The sequence below is a fragment of the Streptomyces sp. NBC_00986 genome (genome assembly GCF_045162565.1).
Classification (GTDB): Bacteria; Actinomycetota; Actinomycetes; order Streptomycetales; family Streptomycetaceae; genus Streptomyces.
The window spans coordinates 5,949,798-5,964,907 of record NZ_CP108733.1; the positions used below are offsets into that span (position 1 = coordinate 5,949,798).

At 70.5% G+C, this 15,110-nt stretch carries 13 protein-coding genes; 9 read left to right on the forward strand and 4 right to left on the reverse strand.

Annotation, left to right across the window (positions count from 1 at the left end; genetic code table 11):
• Positions 1 to 28: 28 nt before the first annotated feature.
• Complete coding sequence (locus OG504_RS26375; protein ID WP_405992041.1) at positions 29 to 1,219, reverse strand: PP2C family protein-serine/threonine phosphatase; 1,191 nt, start codon at positions 1,217 to 1,219, stop codon at positions 29 to 31.
• Positions 1,220 to 1,223: 4 nt separating this feature from the next.
• Positions 1,224 to 1,859 carry an NAD(P)-dependent oxidoreductase gene (locus OG504_RS26380; protein ID WP_405992042.1) on the reverse strand — a complete coding sequence of 212 codons (636 nt, stop codon included), beginning with the start codon at positions 1,857 to 1,859 and terminating at the stop codon, positions 1,224 to 1,226.
• A gap of 101 nt (positions 1,860 to 1,960) precedes the next feature.
• Here OG504_RS26380 and OG504_RS26385 point away from each other — a divergent pair, with 101 nt between their 5' ends.
• Positions 1,961 to 2,431 (forward strand): hypothetical protein, encoded by a 471-nt coding sequence (locus OG504_RS26385; protein ID WP_405992043.1) that lies wholly within the window; start codon positions 1,961 to 1,963, stop codon positions 2,429 to 2,431.
• Between the two features lie 82 nt (positions 2,432 to 2,513).
• Here OG504_RS26385 and OG504_RS26390 read toward each other — a convergent pair whose 3' ends face one another.
• Positions 2,514 to 3,077 (reverse strand): SH3 domain-containing protein, encoded by a 564-nt coding sequence (locus OG504_RS26390; RefSeq protein WP_405992044.1) that lies wholly within the window; start codon positions 3,075 to 3,077, stop codon positions 2,514 to 2,516.
• A gap of 189 nt (positions 3,078 to 3,266) precedes the next feature.
• Between OG504_RS26390 and OG504_RS26395 the strand changes: the two genes are divergently transcribed.
• The gene (locus tag OG504_RS26395; RefSeq protein ID WP_405992045.1) at positions 3,267 to 4,244 is read left to right on the forward strand and encodes a hypothetical protein; all 978 of its coding nucleotides are present in this window, start codon (positions 3,267 to 3,269) and stop codon (positions 4,242 to 4,244) included.
• On the opposite strand, the gene OG504_RS26400 is transcribed toward OG504_RS26395, so the two are convergent.
• Positions 4,126 to 5,487, reverse strand: a complete 1,362-nt coding sequence (locus OG504_RS26400) for a PLP-dependent aminotransferase family protein (protein ID WP_405992046.1) — start codon at positions 5,485 to 5,487, stop codon at positions 4,126 to 4,128. The genes OG504_RS26395 and OG504_RS26400 overlap by 119 nt on opposite strands.
• A gap of 96 nt (positions 5,488 to 5,583) precedes the next feature.
• On the opposite strand from OG504_RS26400, the gene OG504_RS26405 reads away from it, so the two are divergent.
• The 7 genes from OG504_RS26405 to OG504_RS26435 all read left to right on the forward strand — a co-directional run bounded on the left by OG504_RS26405 (position 5,584) and on the right by OG504_RS26435 (position 15,105).
• Positions 5,584 to 6,336 carry an alpha/beta fold hydrolase gene (locus OG504_RS26405; protein WP_405992047.1) on the forward strand — a complete coding sequence of 251 codons (753 nt, stop codon included), beginning with the start codon at positions 5,584 to 5,586 and terminating at the stop codon, positions 6,334 to 6,336.
• A gap of 36 nt (positions 6,337 to 6,372) precedes the next feature.
• On the forward strand, positions 6,373 to 7,371 hold the full coding sequence (locus tag OG504_RS26410) for an endonuclease/exonuclease/phosphatase family protein (protein ID WP_405992048.1): 999 nt from the start codon (positions 6,373 to 6,375) through the stop codon (positions 7,369 to 7,371).
• 26 nt (positions 7,372 to 7,397) lie between these two features.
• Positions 7,398 to 9,383, forward strand: coding sequence for an FUSC family protein (locus OG504_RS26415; protein ID WP_405992049.1), 1,986 nt, complete (start codon positions 7,398 to 7,400; stop codon positions 9,381 to 9,383).
• A 248-nt stretch (positions 9,384 to 9,631) separates the two neighbouring features.
• Positions 9,632 to 11,962 carry a glycoside hydrolase domain-containing protein gene (locus OG504_RS26420; RefSeq protein ID WP_405992050.1) on the forward strand — a complete coding sequence of 777 codons (2,331 nt, stop codon included), beginning with the start codon at positions 9,632 to 9,634 and terminating at the stop codon, positions 11,960 to 11,962.
• A 25-nt stretch (positions 11,963 to 11,987) separates the two neighbouring features.
• Positions 11,988 to 12,392: a hypothetical protein gene (locus tag OG504_RS26425; protein ID WP_405992051.1), complete on the forward strand. Its 405-nt coding sequence runs from the start codon at positions 11,988 to 11,990 to the stop codon at positions 12,390 to 12,392.
• Positions 12,389 to 13,078, forward strand: coding sequence for a hypothetical protein (locus tag OG504_RS26430; protein ID WP_405992052.1), 690 nt, complete (start codon positions 12,389 to 12,391; stop codon positions 13,076 to 13,078). The genes OG504_RS26425 and OG504_RS26430 overlap by 4 nt, the downstream gene beginning before the upstream one ends.
• Before the next feature lie 221 nt (positions 13,079 to 13,299).
• Positions 13,300 to 15,105, forward strand: coding sequence for a VWA domain-containing protein (locus OG504_RS26435; protein WP_405992053.1), 1,806 nt, complete (start codon positions 13,300 to 13,302; stop codon positions 15,103 to 15,105).
• Positions 15,106 to 15,110 lie beyond the last annotated feature (5 nt).

Here is a 15,110-nt window from a genome sequence, read left to right on the forward strand (position 1 = left end):
TCAACCTCTGCTGCTGCAAAGGGTGATGTCAGGACCGCCGTACCGCGAAGATCGTGGTGTCGTCGGCGAGATGTCCGCCGCTGTGACGCAGGGTGCCGTCACGGACGTAGGCGACCAGACGGTCCGGGTCGGCGAGGTGCGGATCGGCCGACACACCTTCCGTGACAAGGGACTTGAGCGGGTAGAAGACGCCCGCCCCGTCCCGCGCCTCCGTCACCCCGTCGGTGACCACGAGGAGGGTCTCACCGGGGGCGAGGGCCACTCGTAGCGTCGGCGGTGGGCCGTCCATGTGCGCCAACTCGCCCAGCCCCAGCGGGAGTCCGTGCCCGGGCGGCAGGGACCGTACGCCGTGCGGGCCGACCACCAGCGGGGGTTCGTGACCGAAGTTGACGACCTCGACGGTGTCCGGTTCGGCGACGGGGAAGCTCAGCAGGACGGCTGTCGCGAACCGGTCGATGCGGTCGTCGTCCTCGCGGTCGAGGGCGGCGAGATGCAGCCCGTGCCGGTGGATCCGGGTCTCCAGCCGCGCGGCGACGGTCGCGAGCTCCCGCTCGTGGTACCCCGCCTCGCGGAACGTGCCGAGCAGCGCGGCCGCCGCCTCCACCGCGCCGAGCCCCTTGCCCTGGACGTCGCCGACGAGGGCGCGGGTGCCGTGCAGGCCGGGCTGGATGTCGTAGAAGTCGCCGCCGACGCGGGCGAAGGCGTCCGCGGCGAGGTAGACGGCCGCGTGGTCGAGGCCGCCCCAGCCCGGCGGCAGCGGGCGCAGCAGGGTACGGCGGGTGGTCTCGGCGACGTCCCGCATGCGCAGCATCCGGCGTTCGCCGCGGACCCGGACCACACAGGCCAGCACGGCGAGGGCGCCGCCGACGCCGACGAGGATGAAGTCGGGCAGCCCGGTCTGGTACTGGCGCGGCCAGGCGTGGTCGGCGAGGACGTAGGTGGCGAGGCCGAGCACCGCGAACACGGCCGTGCCCCGCACCCCGCAGATGGCCGCGGCGATCCCGGGCACGAGCACGATCCACGAGACGGTCCGGAACTCGCCGCCGGTGTACCAGTCGACCAGCAGGATGCTGATGAGCACCAGCAGCGGGGGTATCCAGGCGACGCTCCGCCCGCGCACCCGCAGCAGGTGCTGCCGCCGGATCGCGTCGGGGTCGCCGTCGAGCGGGGAGCGCCCGAGGTCGCCGTAGCGCACCGGTCTGTGTCCGCGGCCGCTCACGGTGTCAGTATGCGACCGACATCCGGGCGCGCGGGTGCTCGTGCCGCTCCAGCTCGTCGACGAAGGCGACCGCGTAGTCCTCGGCGCTGATGAGGCTGCGGCCCTGGTCGTCGGTCATGAACTGGTCCCCGTCGACGCGGAAGCGGCCGGTGCGGGTGCCGGGGGCGATCTCGGCGGCGGGGGAGACGTAGGTCCAGTCGGGGTCGTCGAGGGTGCGGTAGTAGGCGAGGACGTCGCGGTGGGCGTGGGCCTCCGGGAGGTAGGCCTCGGGGAAGCCGGGCTGGTCGCTGAGGGCCTGGCCGGGGGCGACCTCCAGGCCGCCGGCGCCGCCGACCACCATGAGCCGTCCGACACCGGCCGCGCGGACGCCCGCCACGAGGGCCTCGTTCAGGGCGAGGAAGGGGCCGCGCGGATCGCTGCCGTCGCGGGGCGGCACGCACGCGGAGGCGACCACGTCGGCGCCGCGCGCGACCTCGGCGACCTTCTCCCGGTCCGTCGCGTCGGCCGCCGTGGCGGTGACCCCGGGGACGGGCGACCGGCCGGAGCGGCTGACCGCCAGGACCTGGTGGCCGCGGGCCGACGCCTCCGTCGCGATCCGGCTGCCGACCATGCCGGTGGCGCCGAAGAGTACGAGCTTCATGCGCCCCAGCGAAACACGCTGCAACGGAGGGCGCACGCCGACTTGCCACCGCCTCCGCCGGGGTGTGCATTGGTAGTACGGGGAGAGAGAGGAGTGCTCTCATGGCTCATGCGGCACCCACGCCCGGCGGAATGACCGGCCCGGGCAACACCACCGGCCGGGGCGGATTCACGAGCAATCTGCCCGACATCTTCGACGCACGCGTCCACCGCGTGGCGAAGATCGCGATCCCGGTCGTCCTGGGACTCGTCTACGGCTACTGGGCGGCGGCCAACCGTCGCAGCGGCGGCCCCATCACGGGCTGGAACCTGCTGTTCGGCTTCGTCACGGCGCTCGCGTTCATCGTGCTGTGCCTGGCGGTGGCGCGGTTCGCACCGCTGCTGAAGCGCGAGCTGCACTCGCTGGTCAAGTCCGGCTTCGCGGGCGCGGCGCTCGGCTTCCTCTACAGCCAGACCGGCGAGAGCGTGCTGCGCTCCACGGCCATCGGTCTCGCGACCACGGCGGCCGTCTTCCTGGTCTTCTTCTACCGCTACTACACACGCGAGGACGGAGAGGGCAACCGCATCCGCTGACCCGACACGGACAAGACAGCAACACGTGGGCCCCGGCACCGAGTTGGTGCCGGGGCCCACGTCATTCCCTACGATCCCTTCCCTACGGCGCCCAGCTCCAGATGCCGCCGCCGGTCGAGGAACCGGACGCGCTCCAGCTCCAGGAGCCCGAGGCGCTCGACCCGGAGGCCGACGTGCTCCACGAGGACGAGCTGTTGTCGTTGTTCCAGCCGGAGTTGTCGCCGCCCCGGTTGGAGTCGTTGCCGCCGTCCCTCCAGCCCGGACACGGGTCCGAGCAGGACGGCACGCCCTGGCCGCCGGTGTCGACGAACGCGGCGCTGGCCCAGGCCTGCGCGCCGACGAGCCAGTACCAGTCGGGATTTCCGTTGACGCTCTGTCCCCTGACCACGCATTGGACGCGGTCCTGACTGCCGGGTGAGAGCGCGTCGACGACGGGTGAGTGGGTGGTGGGCGACTCCCGCACGTTCAGTTCCGTGCGGGACACGATGGTGCCCCAGATCGGACTGCCGCCACCGCCGCCACCGCCATGTCCTTCGGCGTACGTGGTCGGTGCTGCCGCTGCCGTGGTGCCCGCCGCCGCGACGGCGAGAGTGCCACCGGTGAGCAGGGCCGCGGCCAGAGTCCGCAGGGCCGGAGTGGTGCGCATGATCGGCCTCCTTCTCCCCAGCTCCAGGAAACACCCGTTCGGGTGAAGCCTCCACCCGAGAGCGGACTCCCCAGTTCCGCCAAGGGTTCCGGGACCACCCCCACCCATTCGGTTTGACATTTAACCCATATGCAGTCAAAAAGCCGCGACCCGCTCGCATACGACGCCCCCCGGCCGTGTCCTGAGGAGGTGCCCCCACGTCTCCGGAGCGCCCTGTCGGCCGTCCTCGTCGCCCTCTCCTGCCTCCTCACGCCCTTCGGCGCGCTGGCGGCCTGGGCGGCGTACGGCCTGACCGACTCCGGCCGCTACGTCACGACGATGGCTCCGCTGGCCGCGGACCCGGCCGTACGGAACGCGATCGCGGACACCGTCGGCGAGGGCATCCTGCGCGAGGTGCGGATCGGCGGGGTCCAGGTCGGCGGAGCCAGGGTCGGCGGGGTCCGGATGAGCGCGACCCAGGGCGTGATGGCGCCGTTCGTGCACGACGCGATGCGCTCGTTCACCACGACCGAGGCCTTCCGCGTGGCCTGGGACGAGGGCAACCGGGTCACGCACGACGCCGTACTGAACGCCCTGCAGGACGAGGGACGGTCCGGCACGGTCACCGTCGACCTCGCCCCCGTCACCGCCCGGGTCAAACACCAACTCGCCCACGAGAACCTCCCGTTGGCGAACAACATCCCCGTCCAGCACACCCGGGTCGAGGTTCTCCCGGCCGGTGAACTGGGCCCGCTCCGGAGGGAGTTCCACGTGCTCGAGGTCGCCGGCTTCTGGCTCCCCGTGGCCGCCGCCGTCTTCGCCGTCACCGGTATCGCCGTCGCCGTGCGCCGCCGTCGCGCGATCACCGCGACCGCGCTCGGCACGGCCCTCGGCGGCGCGCTGCTCGGCCTCGCGCTCGCGATCGGCCGCCACTTCACCGTCGCCGACCTGCCGGCCGAGCTCTCCGGGGCGGCGGGCGGCGCGATCTACGACGCCCTGACCGCGACCCTGCGCAAGGTCGCCTGGCTCCTGCTGGGCGTGGGTCTGACGGTGGCCGCGCTGGCCTGGCTCACCCGATACGCCCGCCCGGTACGGGAGTTCCTGCTCCTGCGCCTCCTGCGAGAGAGGCGAGCGTCCGCAACGCCCGCCGCAGATCGGGCACAGCAGCCGACGCGAGCCCAAGTCTGACCGCGTCCGGGGTCACCTTCGGATCGACACTGAAGGCGGTCCCGGGCGTGACCGCGATCCCGTGCGCAGCGGCGGCGGCGGTGAAGGTGTCGGCCCGCCACGGCACGGGCAACTCCCACCAGGCGTAATAGGTCAGCGGATCGGCCCGTACGGCGAACCCGCTCAACTCCTCGGCGACGAGCCGCTGTCGGGCCGCCGCGTCCGCCCGCTTGGCCACGACCAGCCGCCCCACGGTCCCGTCCCCCATCCACCGCACCCCCGCCTCCAGCGCGAACCGCCCCGCACTCCACCCACCCGACCGAATCGCGGCACCCACGGCCTCGGCCCGCCCCTCCGGCACGACGAGGAACCCGACGGTGAGCCCCGGCGCGACCCGCTTCGACAGGCCGTCGACGACATGCACGAGCCCGGGGGCGTAGGCGGCGAGCGGCGCGGGGGAGTCCGGATGGAGGAAGGACCAGATCCGGTCCTCGACGACGGGCAGCCCCAACTCCCGCACCACATCGGCGATTTCCCGCTTCCGCGCCTCACTGGTCGTCACGGAGGTCGGGTTGTGGAGCGTCGGCTGGAGATAGAGCGCGGAGAGGGGCGCGGTGCGATGCGCGGCGACGACCGACTCCGGGCGCAGCCCGTCCCCGTCCGCCTCCAACGCGACCAGCACGACCCCGAGCCGCCCCGCGATCTCCCTGACCAGCGGATACGTCAACGGCTCGACCCCGACCCGGCCGCCCGGCCGGACGAGAGAGGCGAGGGTCGCGGCGATGGCCTGCCGGGCGTTGCCGCTGAAGAGGACGCGGTCGGGGGCGGGACGCCAGGTGGGCGTGGCGAGCAGATCGGCCGTGGCCTCGCGCGCTGCCGCGGTGCCGGTCGCGGCCGCCGGGCGCAGGGCCTCGGTCAGGACGTCGGGGCGGAGGAGCGGCGCGAGCGCGGGGGCCACCAGCTCCGACTGACCTGGCGCGGAAGGGTAGTTGAGCTCCAGGTTCACCGGGGCGGTGGTCGCCGCCTCGACGATCGCCTGCCCGTACGGCCGCGCCGCCGCGGCCCGCACGAAGGTGCCGCGGCCGACCTCCCCCACCACCAGTCCCCGGCGCACGAGTTCGGCGTAGACGCGCCCCGCCGTGGAACCCGCGATCCCGTGCCGACGGGCGAACGCCCTTTGCGGGGGCAGCCGTTGGCCCGGCCGGAGCCGTCCGGAGGCGATGTCGTCCGCGATGCGGTCGGCGATCCGCCGGTAGTCGCCCACGGGGCCACCCCTCTCCACGTCTCTCGTCACGGCGCATTGCACCGAGAGCAAAGATTTTATTGCACCGAGGAGTTGAGCGGATCTAGGGTCGATCGCATGCCACCCCTTACTTCCCCCTATCTCCCTCTTGTCCTCATCCATGGCCACCCCTTCGACCACACGATGTGGACCCCGCAGATCGAGGCGTTCTCCCCCGCCCGCCGGGTCCTCGCCCCCGACCTGCGCGGCTACGGCCGCTCCCGCTCGTCCCCCGGTGTCACCGACTTCTCGGGCTTCGCCACCGACATCGAGGCCCTGCTGGACAAGGAGCGGGTGGAGACGTTCGTGCTGGCCGGGCTGTCGATGGGCGGCCAGATCGCCATGGACTGCTACGCCCGGTTCCCCGACCGCGTCCGGGGTCTGGTCCTCGCCGACACCTTCCCGTCGGCGGACACCCCGGAGGCGGCCCGCACCCGGAACACGACGGCCGACCGGCTCCTCCGCGAGGGCATGCGCGGTTACGCCGACGAGGTGCTGGAGCGGATGGTGGCGCCGCACGCGGACCCGCAGGTCAAGGCGCACGTCCACGGCATGATGACGGCCACCGACCCCGGGTCCGCCGCGGCCGCCCTGCGCGCCCGTGCCCAACGCCCCGACTACCGCGACCTGTTGACCCGGGTGACGGTCCCGGCCCTGGTGGTCGTGGGCGCCGACGACACCTACACCCCCGTCTCCGACGCGGAGGCGATGCACGCGGCGCTCCCCGACTCCACGCTGCGGGTGATCGAGGGCGCTGCCCATCTGCCGAACCTCGAGCGCCCCGAGGAGTTCAACGAGATCCTGGGGGAGTTCCTGGCACACGTGGGATGATTCGGGCATCTGCGTCCACCGGCGGAAGGTAACCCCTTGGGCACCGCGACCACCGAGTGGACCGCCGCCGACTTCGTGCCCGAGCGCCACCGCGCCCGCCGCTTCTGGCGATGGTGCGCCAGGCTGCTGTTCATCGGCGTGAGTGTGGTCATCGGCTGCCGCACGGCCGACACGGACGCCATCACTCCCGTCCCCCAACTCCTCGCGTTCCTCCCCTGGTTGCTGGCCCCGACCGGCCTCGGCCTGTTCCTCTCGCTCTTCACCCGCTGGCGGCTGGGCCTCGTCTGGGGCGTCGCGCTGCTGGGCCTGCTGGCGTGGTTCATCGAGCCGTACGGGAAGAGCGCCGACCCGAGCGGGCCGGCGATCGCCGAACTCCGCGTCCTGACCTCGAACGTGGAGTTCGGGCAGGGGACGGGCTCCCTGGTGCCGGTGATCCGGCGGGAACGGCCGGACGTGGTGTTCGTGGAGGAGTGCGAGTACACCTGCCAGGCCACGCTGCACAAGGAGTTCGGCACCGAGTTCCCGTACCGGCAGGCGGTGGCGGCGGCCGGTTCGCACGGTTCGGTCATCCTGAGCCGCTTCCCGCTCAAGGGCACGAAGGGCGTCACCGGCACGATGGGCATGCCGGGCGCGGTGGCCGACGTGGCCGGTCATTCCGTACGGCTCCAACTGGCGCACCCCATGCCCCCGTTGCCGAACCAGGTCGGTCTCTGGCGCCGCGAGCTGGGCAGGCTCCGTACCTTCGCGGCCTCCGACCACGCCACCCCCACGATCCTGGCCGGTGACTTCAACTCCTCCCAGGACCACGCGGCCTTCCGCCGCATCCTGGACACCGGTCTGCGCGACGCGGCCCGGATGGCCGGGCATCCCCGCACCCCCAGTTGGCCGGAGCGGTTCACCCCCACCTTCGGCACCCAGATCGACCACGTCCTGCTGTCCCCGGACTTCTCCGCGAACAGCGCCCGTTTCCTCGACATCGCCGACAGCGATCACCGCGCGCTGCTGGTCGACATCACACTCCACCAGCACGAATAGGCGAGGGGGCCGCTCATAATGGGCGCATGTCCCGCGAGTTCCCCATCGGCCTCACACCTCCCGACTGGCTGGTGAGGAACCTCCAACCGCAGCAGGCCCCCCTCAACTGGCCGGCCATCGCCCGCGCCGCCGTCGCGATGTCCCTCCCCTTCACCATCGGCCTGGCCGTCGGACAGACGGCCTACGGCGCCCTCGCCTCCATGGGTGCCCTCTCCGGCGTGATCGGCGACACCGCCGATGCGTACCGCATGCGCATCCTCAACATCGCGATCCCCCAGCTCTTCGGCGCGCTCGGCGTCACGCTCGGCTCCGCGGTGTACGGCCACGGCTGGTACGCGGTCACCGCGCTCACCGGCATCGCGCTCGTCTCCGGGATGATCTCGACGATCGGCGCGGTGGCCTCCGTATCGGGCCTGCTGCTGCTCCTCAACTCGGTGATCGGCGCGGGACTTCCGCTCCCCGGCGCGTGGTGGCTGGCCCCCGCCCTGATGTCCGGCGGCGGCCTCCTGGTCCTCCTCCTGGCCCTGCTGGCCTGGCCGTTGCGTTCCGGGATCCCGGAACGATCGGCGGTGGCGAACACGTACCGCACGGTCGCCGACCTCCTGGCAACATGCGGCGACGACCCCACGGCCGGCTACGACGCGGCCCGCCAGGCCGTCACCCAGTCCCTGAACCAGTCGTACGACCTCGTCCTCGCCCGCCGAGCCCGCCACCACGGCAGCAGCCCCGAACTGACCCGCCTGCTGGCCCAGTTGAACGCCATCACGCCGGTGGTGGAGGCGGCCCCCGCGGTCCACCAGTCCGGCGAACCGCTCCCACCCGAGATCCGCGAGGCGGTCCGCCACCTCGCGCACGCCGTGGAGACGGGCTACACCGGCCCGATAGGCCTCGACCTCCCCACTCCGACCGGCGAGACAACCCGCGCGGTCGACCACGCCCTGCGCCACGCGGCCGAGGTCGTCACGGCCCCGGACGTGGACCCGAGGGGCATCGACGACCGCCTGGGCCGCCCGGCGGCGCTGCGCATCCGCACGGCGAGGGCAGCACGGAATGTCCTGCTGTCCTCGGGCTCCTGGCGCTACGGCCTGCGCCTGGCGGTCTGTATCGGCCTGGCACAGGTGTTGGTGTCGTCCCTCCCCGTACCGCGCTCGTACTGGGTCGCCCTGACCATCACCTTCGTCCTGAAGCCCGACTTCGGCTCGGTCTTCTCCCGGGCGCTGCTGCGCGCGCTCGGCACGGTGGCGGGGCTGGTGATCGCGGCGGCGGTGCTGTCGGTGGTGCCGCGGGGTTGGTGGGACGTGCTGGTCCTGCTCCTCCTGGCTCCCCTGATCCCGGCCCTGACCCCGCGCGGCTACGGCTACCAGACGATGGCGATCACCCCGGTGATCCTGCTCCTCTCCGACGTCCTGAACCACCAGGGCACGGCGCTGCTGCTCCCCCGCCTGGTGGACTCCCTGATCGGCTGCGGGATCGCGCTGGTGGCCGGTTATCTCCTCTGGCCGGAGAGCTGGCACACACGGGTGGGGGACCGGTTGGCGGAGGCGGTGGCGGACACGGCGGCGTATGTGGAGTCGGCGTTCGGCACGTCGGACGCCGGCACCGACACGGGAACTGTCGCTGCCGGTACGGAGGTGGACCCGGCCGCCCGTGCCCGTATGCGCCGCCGCCTCTACCGCGACCTGTCCGTCATCCGTACGGAGTTCCAGCGCGCCCTCACCGAACCCCCGCCCACCGGCCGCCTGGCCGCCGGCTGGCTCCCGCTCGTCGTGGCCGTAGAGCGGATCGTCGACGCGACGACGGCGGCGCGGGTGCGGGTGAAACACGGAGCGCCGTCACCGTCACCGGCCGAGGTGACCCAAGTGGCGCTCCAACTCCGGGAGTTGTCGGAGGGCGTACGCGAGTCGGAGGTGCTGGTGGAGGTCCGTACGGATCTCACGGGCCCTGCGGAGAGCGTGCTGGAGCCGTTGCGGCAGGAAGTGGCGGCGGCACGGGCGATCGCGTCGCCGCACTGAACTGCGGCCCGACCAGACTTGCCCCCGCCTGTACAGCAACAAATAAGCCATCAGTTGAATCGGGCGATTCCCTCCCTTTATTAATCCGTTGACCGCGACGATCATCGACGGTAATTTCAACGACCGACAAGCAGCGCCATCCAGTCAGAATTCACGGCACAATCCGGAATTCGCTGTTCCACTCCGCTCCGCCCTTTCCGCTCGTTCATCAGCACGCCCTGAACGAGACAATTCAAGAAAGGCAGCGCATGGCCGACCAAAAGGTCCTCGAAGCTCAGCAATGGGTCAATGCCACCTACAAGAGTGTTTCCGGCTATCAGGCGTGCCCGGAAGACGGAAAAACCGGCTGGGCCACCATGTACAGCCTCACCATGGGCCTTCAGTCCGAACTCGGCATCAGCCCCGTCGTCGCGAACTTCGGCGCCGGCACCCTCAGCCGGCTCGCCGCTCTCGGCAACCTCACCCTCGGCTGGAACACGAAGCCGAACATCGTCCGCATCCTCCGCCACGGCCTGTTCTGCAAGGGCTACTGGGGCGGCGACTACGGCGTCTCCTCCTACGACACGGACGCGGCCGCCGGCATCAACGGGATGAAGTCCGACATGGGCCTCTCCCAGGACAGCACGACCCAGGCCAAGGTGTTCAAGGCCGTTCTCAACATGGACGCCTACGTGGTCCTCGCGGGCGGCACCGACGAGGTGCGCTCCATCCAGCAATGGCTCAACAGCCGCTACTGGACCAAGAGCACCTTCACCATCGGCCCCGCCGACGGCCACTTCTCCCGCGACGTGCAGCAGGCACTGATGAAGGCGATCCAACTGGAGTTGGGGATCGCCGAGGACCAGGCGACCGGCACCTTCGGCCCCGCGACCCAGGCCGCGCTGAAGACCCACCCCGTCACCGTGGGCGACAGCGGGATCTTCGTCCAGCTCTTCTCCGCCGCCTGCGTCTTCAACCAGCCCGTCATCGACTCGAAGGGCATCCCCTGGAACACGTCCTTCAAGAGCACGTTCGACGACAAACTCACCGACTTCGTCACCCAGTTCCAGACGTTCTCCGCCCTGCCGGTCAACCACTACGGCGACTTCGCCACCTGGGCGCAGCTCCTGATCTCCACCGGAGACCCCGACCGCTCCGTCAACGCCTCGGACACCGCGTACACCATCACCCCGTCCCGCGGCAGCAAGATGTACGCGGACGGCTACCGGTACGTCGGCCGGTACATCAACGAATCGCCGGGCGGCGGTTCCAAGATCCTCGAAGAGGGCGAACTCGCCGACATCTTCGGCGCCGGCCTGCACGTCTTCCCCATCTTCCAGGGCGCCGCCCGCGCCTACTCCGACTTCGACTGGAGCCACGGATACGACGACGGACTGCTGGCCCACGACCAGGCCGTGCACTTCGGCTTCAACCGGAGCGCCGTCATCTACTTCGCCTGCGACTACGACGCCACCAGCGACGAGATGCCCAAGATCATCGAGTATTTCCAGGGTGTCCAGTCCGGCCTCTCGACCAGAGGAAAACGCTATGTGATGGGCGTCTACGGATCGCGGAACGTGTGCGCCCAGGTCACCAACGCGACGGACGCCCGCTACTCCTTCGTATCCGGTATGTCCACCGGCTTCTCCGGCAATCTGGGATTCCCGCTGCCGCAGAACTGGGCGTTCAACCAGATCAAGGAGTACACGGTGACCAACGGCACCGACTCCTTCGGCCTCGACGCCGACGCCCACCGCCCCACCGGCGACAAGGGGCAGGACAGCGTGAACAGCCCGACCGACCCGGCGACGGGCTTCGCGGCCTACATCGACGAACTCTACGAACTCGCGCAGCAGTACAACAACGGCGATCCGAACCGGCTCGTCATGGAGTACGTGCGTCACGAGAGCTACGCCAACTTGAAGTGGACCTCCCTCATCGGTGACGTCGACCGGGACTTCGTGCAGTACGCCGAGGACCATGGATTCACCGTCAGGAAAGACTTCGTCGACCCCTTCTCCGGCTTCCCGCTCGACGTCCAGCACCTCATGGCCTCGGTCAACGGGCACTACCTGAAACCGGTACTGAGCAACGCCATCCCCAATGCCGGCGACGTCTCAGGATGGGCGGGAGACCTCTACACCTTCTACGGCGAATGGCGCCGCGACAGCGACAGCTACTCCTCCGGCTACACCTACTGCCAGGACCGGCTGGGGAAGATCGACGTCGCCTCGACCTTCGGCTACAGCGACATGGTCGTCGACGCCGACGCCTACCTCATCGCCGAACGCGTCCGGAACGGGGAGTCGATCACGGCCGTCGTCCAGGACCACTACCTGGGGAACGGCGGAAAGTCCCGCTTCACCGACTATTTCGACCGGCGGTTCAACGGCACGCGCGGCAACGCCACCGCCATAGCCATGACCTCACTCCTCCTGGAAGCCGACCCCGTCGTCGTCGGCGGTCGGCTGTTTCTCATCCAGAGCACCGCGGGGACCGTGTTCTTCGTGCCGCCGAGTGGCCTCCCCACGGACAAACTGACCGAATTCTGCCAGGGATTCGCCGAAGCGATCGCGTCGCGGGCAGAGTTGGAGAGTTAGAGCGCCCCGCCCGGAAGGCAACAGCATGCTGAATTTCCTCGCTGTCGTAGTCCTGACAGCTCTCATCGCACCGGTGCTGCTCTTCGGATGGGGAATCAAGCAGTGGCACGCGGGAAAGCGCCGGCTTCCCGGGCTCCTGTTCTCGGCGGGAACCTCCGTGCTCGTCTACGCCTTCAGTCTCTTCTGGTTCGTCGTCCCGGTCGATTTCGCGAAGGGATGCGGCAACGAAGCCATCCGATGGCCCCGGAACGCGAACTGGTTCGAGCAGCGCGTCTTCCCGCTCACGGCCACCTGTCACTGGAACAGCGGACGCACCTACAGCTTCGTTCCGGCATTCGTGAACCCCCTCATCTACGCATGTATCGCCGCCACTCTCGTCTGCGCCGTCATCGTCATCCGCGACAAGCACAGGAATGGACACACATCGTGAACGAGGCGTCTGCAACCCGGCTGACCCGCCGTCAAGCCCTCCTGCTCGGTACCGGGCTGGCGGCCGGAGCGGTTCTTTACGACACCGGCACCGCCGCGGCCGCCGTGCCGGCGAACGGTCCGACCGCCTGGACCGGGACCACCTCCTCGAACCACTGGCCCGTGATCGACCGCGCCACCCGCTTCAGAGTCGAAGGCGCCGCAGGAGTGGAAGTTCCCCTGCTCCACGGCGACGTGGCCACCGTGCTGCTCCACATCGCCCGCCGCTTCGCCTACGAGGTCGACATGCTGCGCCCCGGCGACCTCACCGGGCACACCACCCGGCGCGGGATCGGCGCCGCCTTCGAGAGCAACTACCTCTCCGGGACGGCCATCGCCGTACGGCCGCTCTTCTACCCGCTCGGCGCGCAGGCGGGCACCGGCATGACCGAGCAGGAACTCGTCGTCATACAGGACATCCTGGCCGACTGCGGCGAAGTCGTCGCCTGGGGAGGCGATTTCAGCCCCGTCAAGGAGTCCCACTTCCAGATCGACGTACCACCCGGTGACCGTCGGCTCGGAGACCTCGCCGGCACGATCAACGGCTGGAACGAGACCCCGGGACAGGGCGCTGGAACCATCGACGCCTTCGCTCCCGACCGGATCCGGAGGGCGCGCAAGGCACAAAAGGCACGCTCAACCCGGTGATCGTCCCGGCAGGGGTTCCGCCCCTGCCGAAGATCGCCGTCCGGGGCCGCTAACCTTACGTGTCCGTCCTGGCCAGGGATTGACGGCTTCAACTCACGCGAAGGGTTGCGCACATGGGCATTCTCACTCTCCTGCGGAATGCATTCGGCAGGTCACGCAAGGAGCGTGCCGCCGGAGCAGAGGGTGCGGAACGCACTCCTTCGCAAGAGCAGCCGACCACGGTGGCTGCGGAGCCGGACGCGAAGGTCCCGTCCCCCTCCACAGAACCCGACCTCACCTCGACGCCGAAGCCGTCACCCGCGGCAACGGTTCCGGAACCCCGCCCGTCCTCCACGCTGGAGGACGACGACGAGCACGAGCTCGTGGCGCTGGCCTTCGACAACGTGTCGGTCCCGAAGCCGACGACGTCGGCGGAGGGCGCGGAGGGCACCGGGGCTGCGGCAGAGCGGGAGTCGGTGACGGCGACGGAGGTTGTTGCCGAGCCGACTGCGGAGGTTGTTGCCGAGCCGGTGACCGAGGTGACTGCTGAGCCGGTGACCGAGGTCGTGGTTGAGCCGACCGCTGAGGCTGTCGCCGAGCCGGTGACCGAGGTGACTGCTGAGCCGGTGACCGAGGTCGTGGTTGAGCCGACCGCTGAGGCTGTCGCCGAGCCGGTGACCGAGGTGACTGCTGAGCCGGTGACCGAGGTCGTGGTTGAGCCGACCGCTGAGGCTGTCGCCGAGCCGGTGACCGAGGTCGTGGTTGAGCCGACCGCTGAGGCTGTTGTCGAGCCGGTGACCGAGGTCGTGGTTGAGCCGGCGACTGAGGCTGTTGCTGAGCCGGTCGCCGAGCCCGAGGTAGAAGCCGAGCCTGCGGCTGAGGTGGCGCCGGAGGCCGAGGCGGAGACGGTCGCGGAAACCGAGGCGGTTGCCGCGGCTGAGGTGGAAGTCGCGCCTGTAGTAGAGGTGACGCCGGAGGCGGAAGCGGAAGCGGAGGCCAAGCCGGTCGCCGAGGCCGAGGTCGAAGCCGAGTCTGTGGTTGAGGTGACGCCGGAGGCCGAGGTCGAGCCGGTCGCCGAGGTCACGCCGGTGCCGGAGGCCGAGCCCGTCGTAGACACCGCCCCCGAGCCGGAGACCGCCGCGGAACCGGTGACTGCCGAGGTGGCTGAGCCAGTGGTCGAGCCTGTCGCGGCCGAGGTCAGCGCCCCCGAGCCTGTCGCGGAACCGGTGGCGGAACCCGTTGCCGAACCTGCGGCGGAACCGGTCGCCGCAGACGTGGACGTGGACGCGGAAGCTGCCGTGCCCGCCCCCCTGGCCGCGGCCGCCGACGGCGAGGACGCCCCACAGGGGCCACCCGCACTCGACGACGAGAGCGTCACGGGCGGTGCGGGTGGGGAAATCTTCGAGGCCGAGGGCGTAGCCGAGGCCGAAGGGGCCGGCTCCGCCGCCGCCGCTCTCGCCAAGGCCGGCCTCACCGGTACCCGAGCGAAGCTCTACCTCGTCCTGGACCGCTCCTCGAGCATGCGCCCGTACTACAAGGACGGTTCCGCCCAGGCCCTCGCCGACCAGACCCTCGCCCTGGCGACCCACCTGGACCCCGACCCCACCCCCAACGTCCACGTCGTCTTCTTCTCCACCGAGGTCGACGGCACCACGGACCTCACCCCCGCCTCCCCCGAGAACGCGATCGACGAGGCCCACGCCGGCCTCGGCCGCATGGGCCGCACCAGCTACCACGCCGCCGTAGAAGCCGTACTCACGCACTACGACAAGAACGCCACCCCCGGCGCCCCCGCCCTCGTCGTCTTCCAGACGGACGGCGCCCCGGACGCGAAGACCCCGGCCACCCAGTCCCTCACGGACGCCGCGAAGTCCCACGCCTCCGTGTTCTTCTCGTTCGTCGCGTTCGGCGACCACGACAACAAGGCCTTCGACTACCTCCGCAAGCTGAAGACCGACAACACGGCCTTCTTCCACGCGGGCCCGACCCCCCTGGAGCTCACGGACGCGGAGCTCTACGACGGCGTACTGATCGACTGGCGCCCGTAACCACA

Excerpts from the sequence above, each read along its gene's own strand:
- OG504_RS26380 (WP_405992042.1), bottom strand. The coding sequence starts at position 1,859 with ATGAAGCTCGTACTCTTCGGCGCCACCGGCATGGTCGGCAGCCGGATC.
- OG504_RS26385 (WP_405992043.1), top strand. The coding sequence starts at position 1,961 with ATGGCTCATGCGGCACCCACGCCCGGCGGAATGACCGGCCCGGGCAAC.
- OG504_RS26390 (WP_405992044.1), bottom strand. The coding sequence starts at position 3,077 with ATGCGCACCACTCCGGCCCTGCGGACTCTGGCCGCGGCCCTGCTCACC.
- OG504_RS26405 (WP_405992047.1), top strand. The coding sequence starts at position 5,584 with ATGCCACCCCTTACTTCCCCCTATCTCCCTCTTGTCCTCATCCATGGC.
- OG504_RS26415 (WP_405992049.1), top strand. The coding sequence starts at position 7,398 with ATGTCCCGCGAGTTCCCCATCGGCCTCACACCTCCCGACTGGCTGGTG.
- OG504_RS26420 (WP_405992050.1), top strand. The coding sequence starts at position 9,632 with ATGGCCGACCAAAAGGTCCTCGAAGCTCAGCAATGGGTCAATGCCACC.
- OG504_RS26425 (WP_405992051.1), top strand. The coding sequence starts at position 11,988 with ATGCTGAATTTCCTCGCTGTCGTAGTCCTGACAGCTCTCATCGCACCG.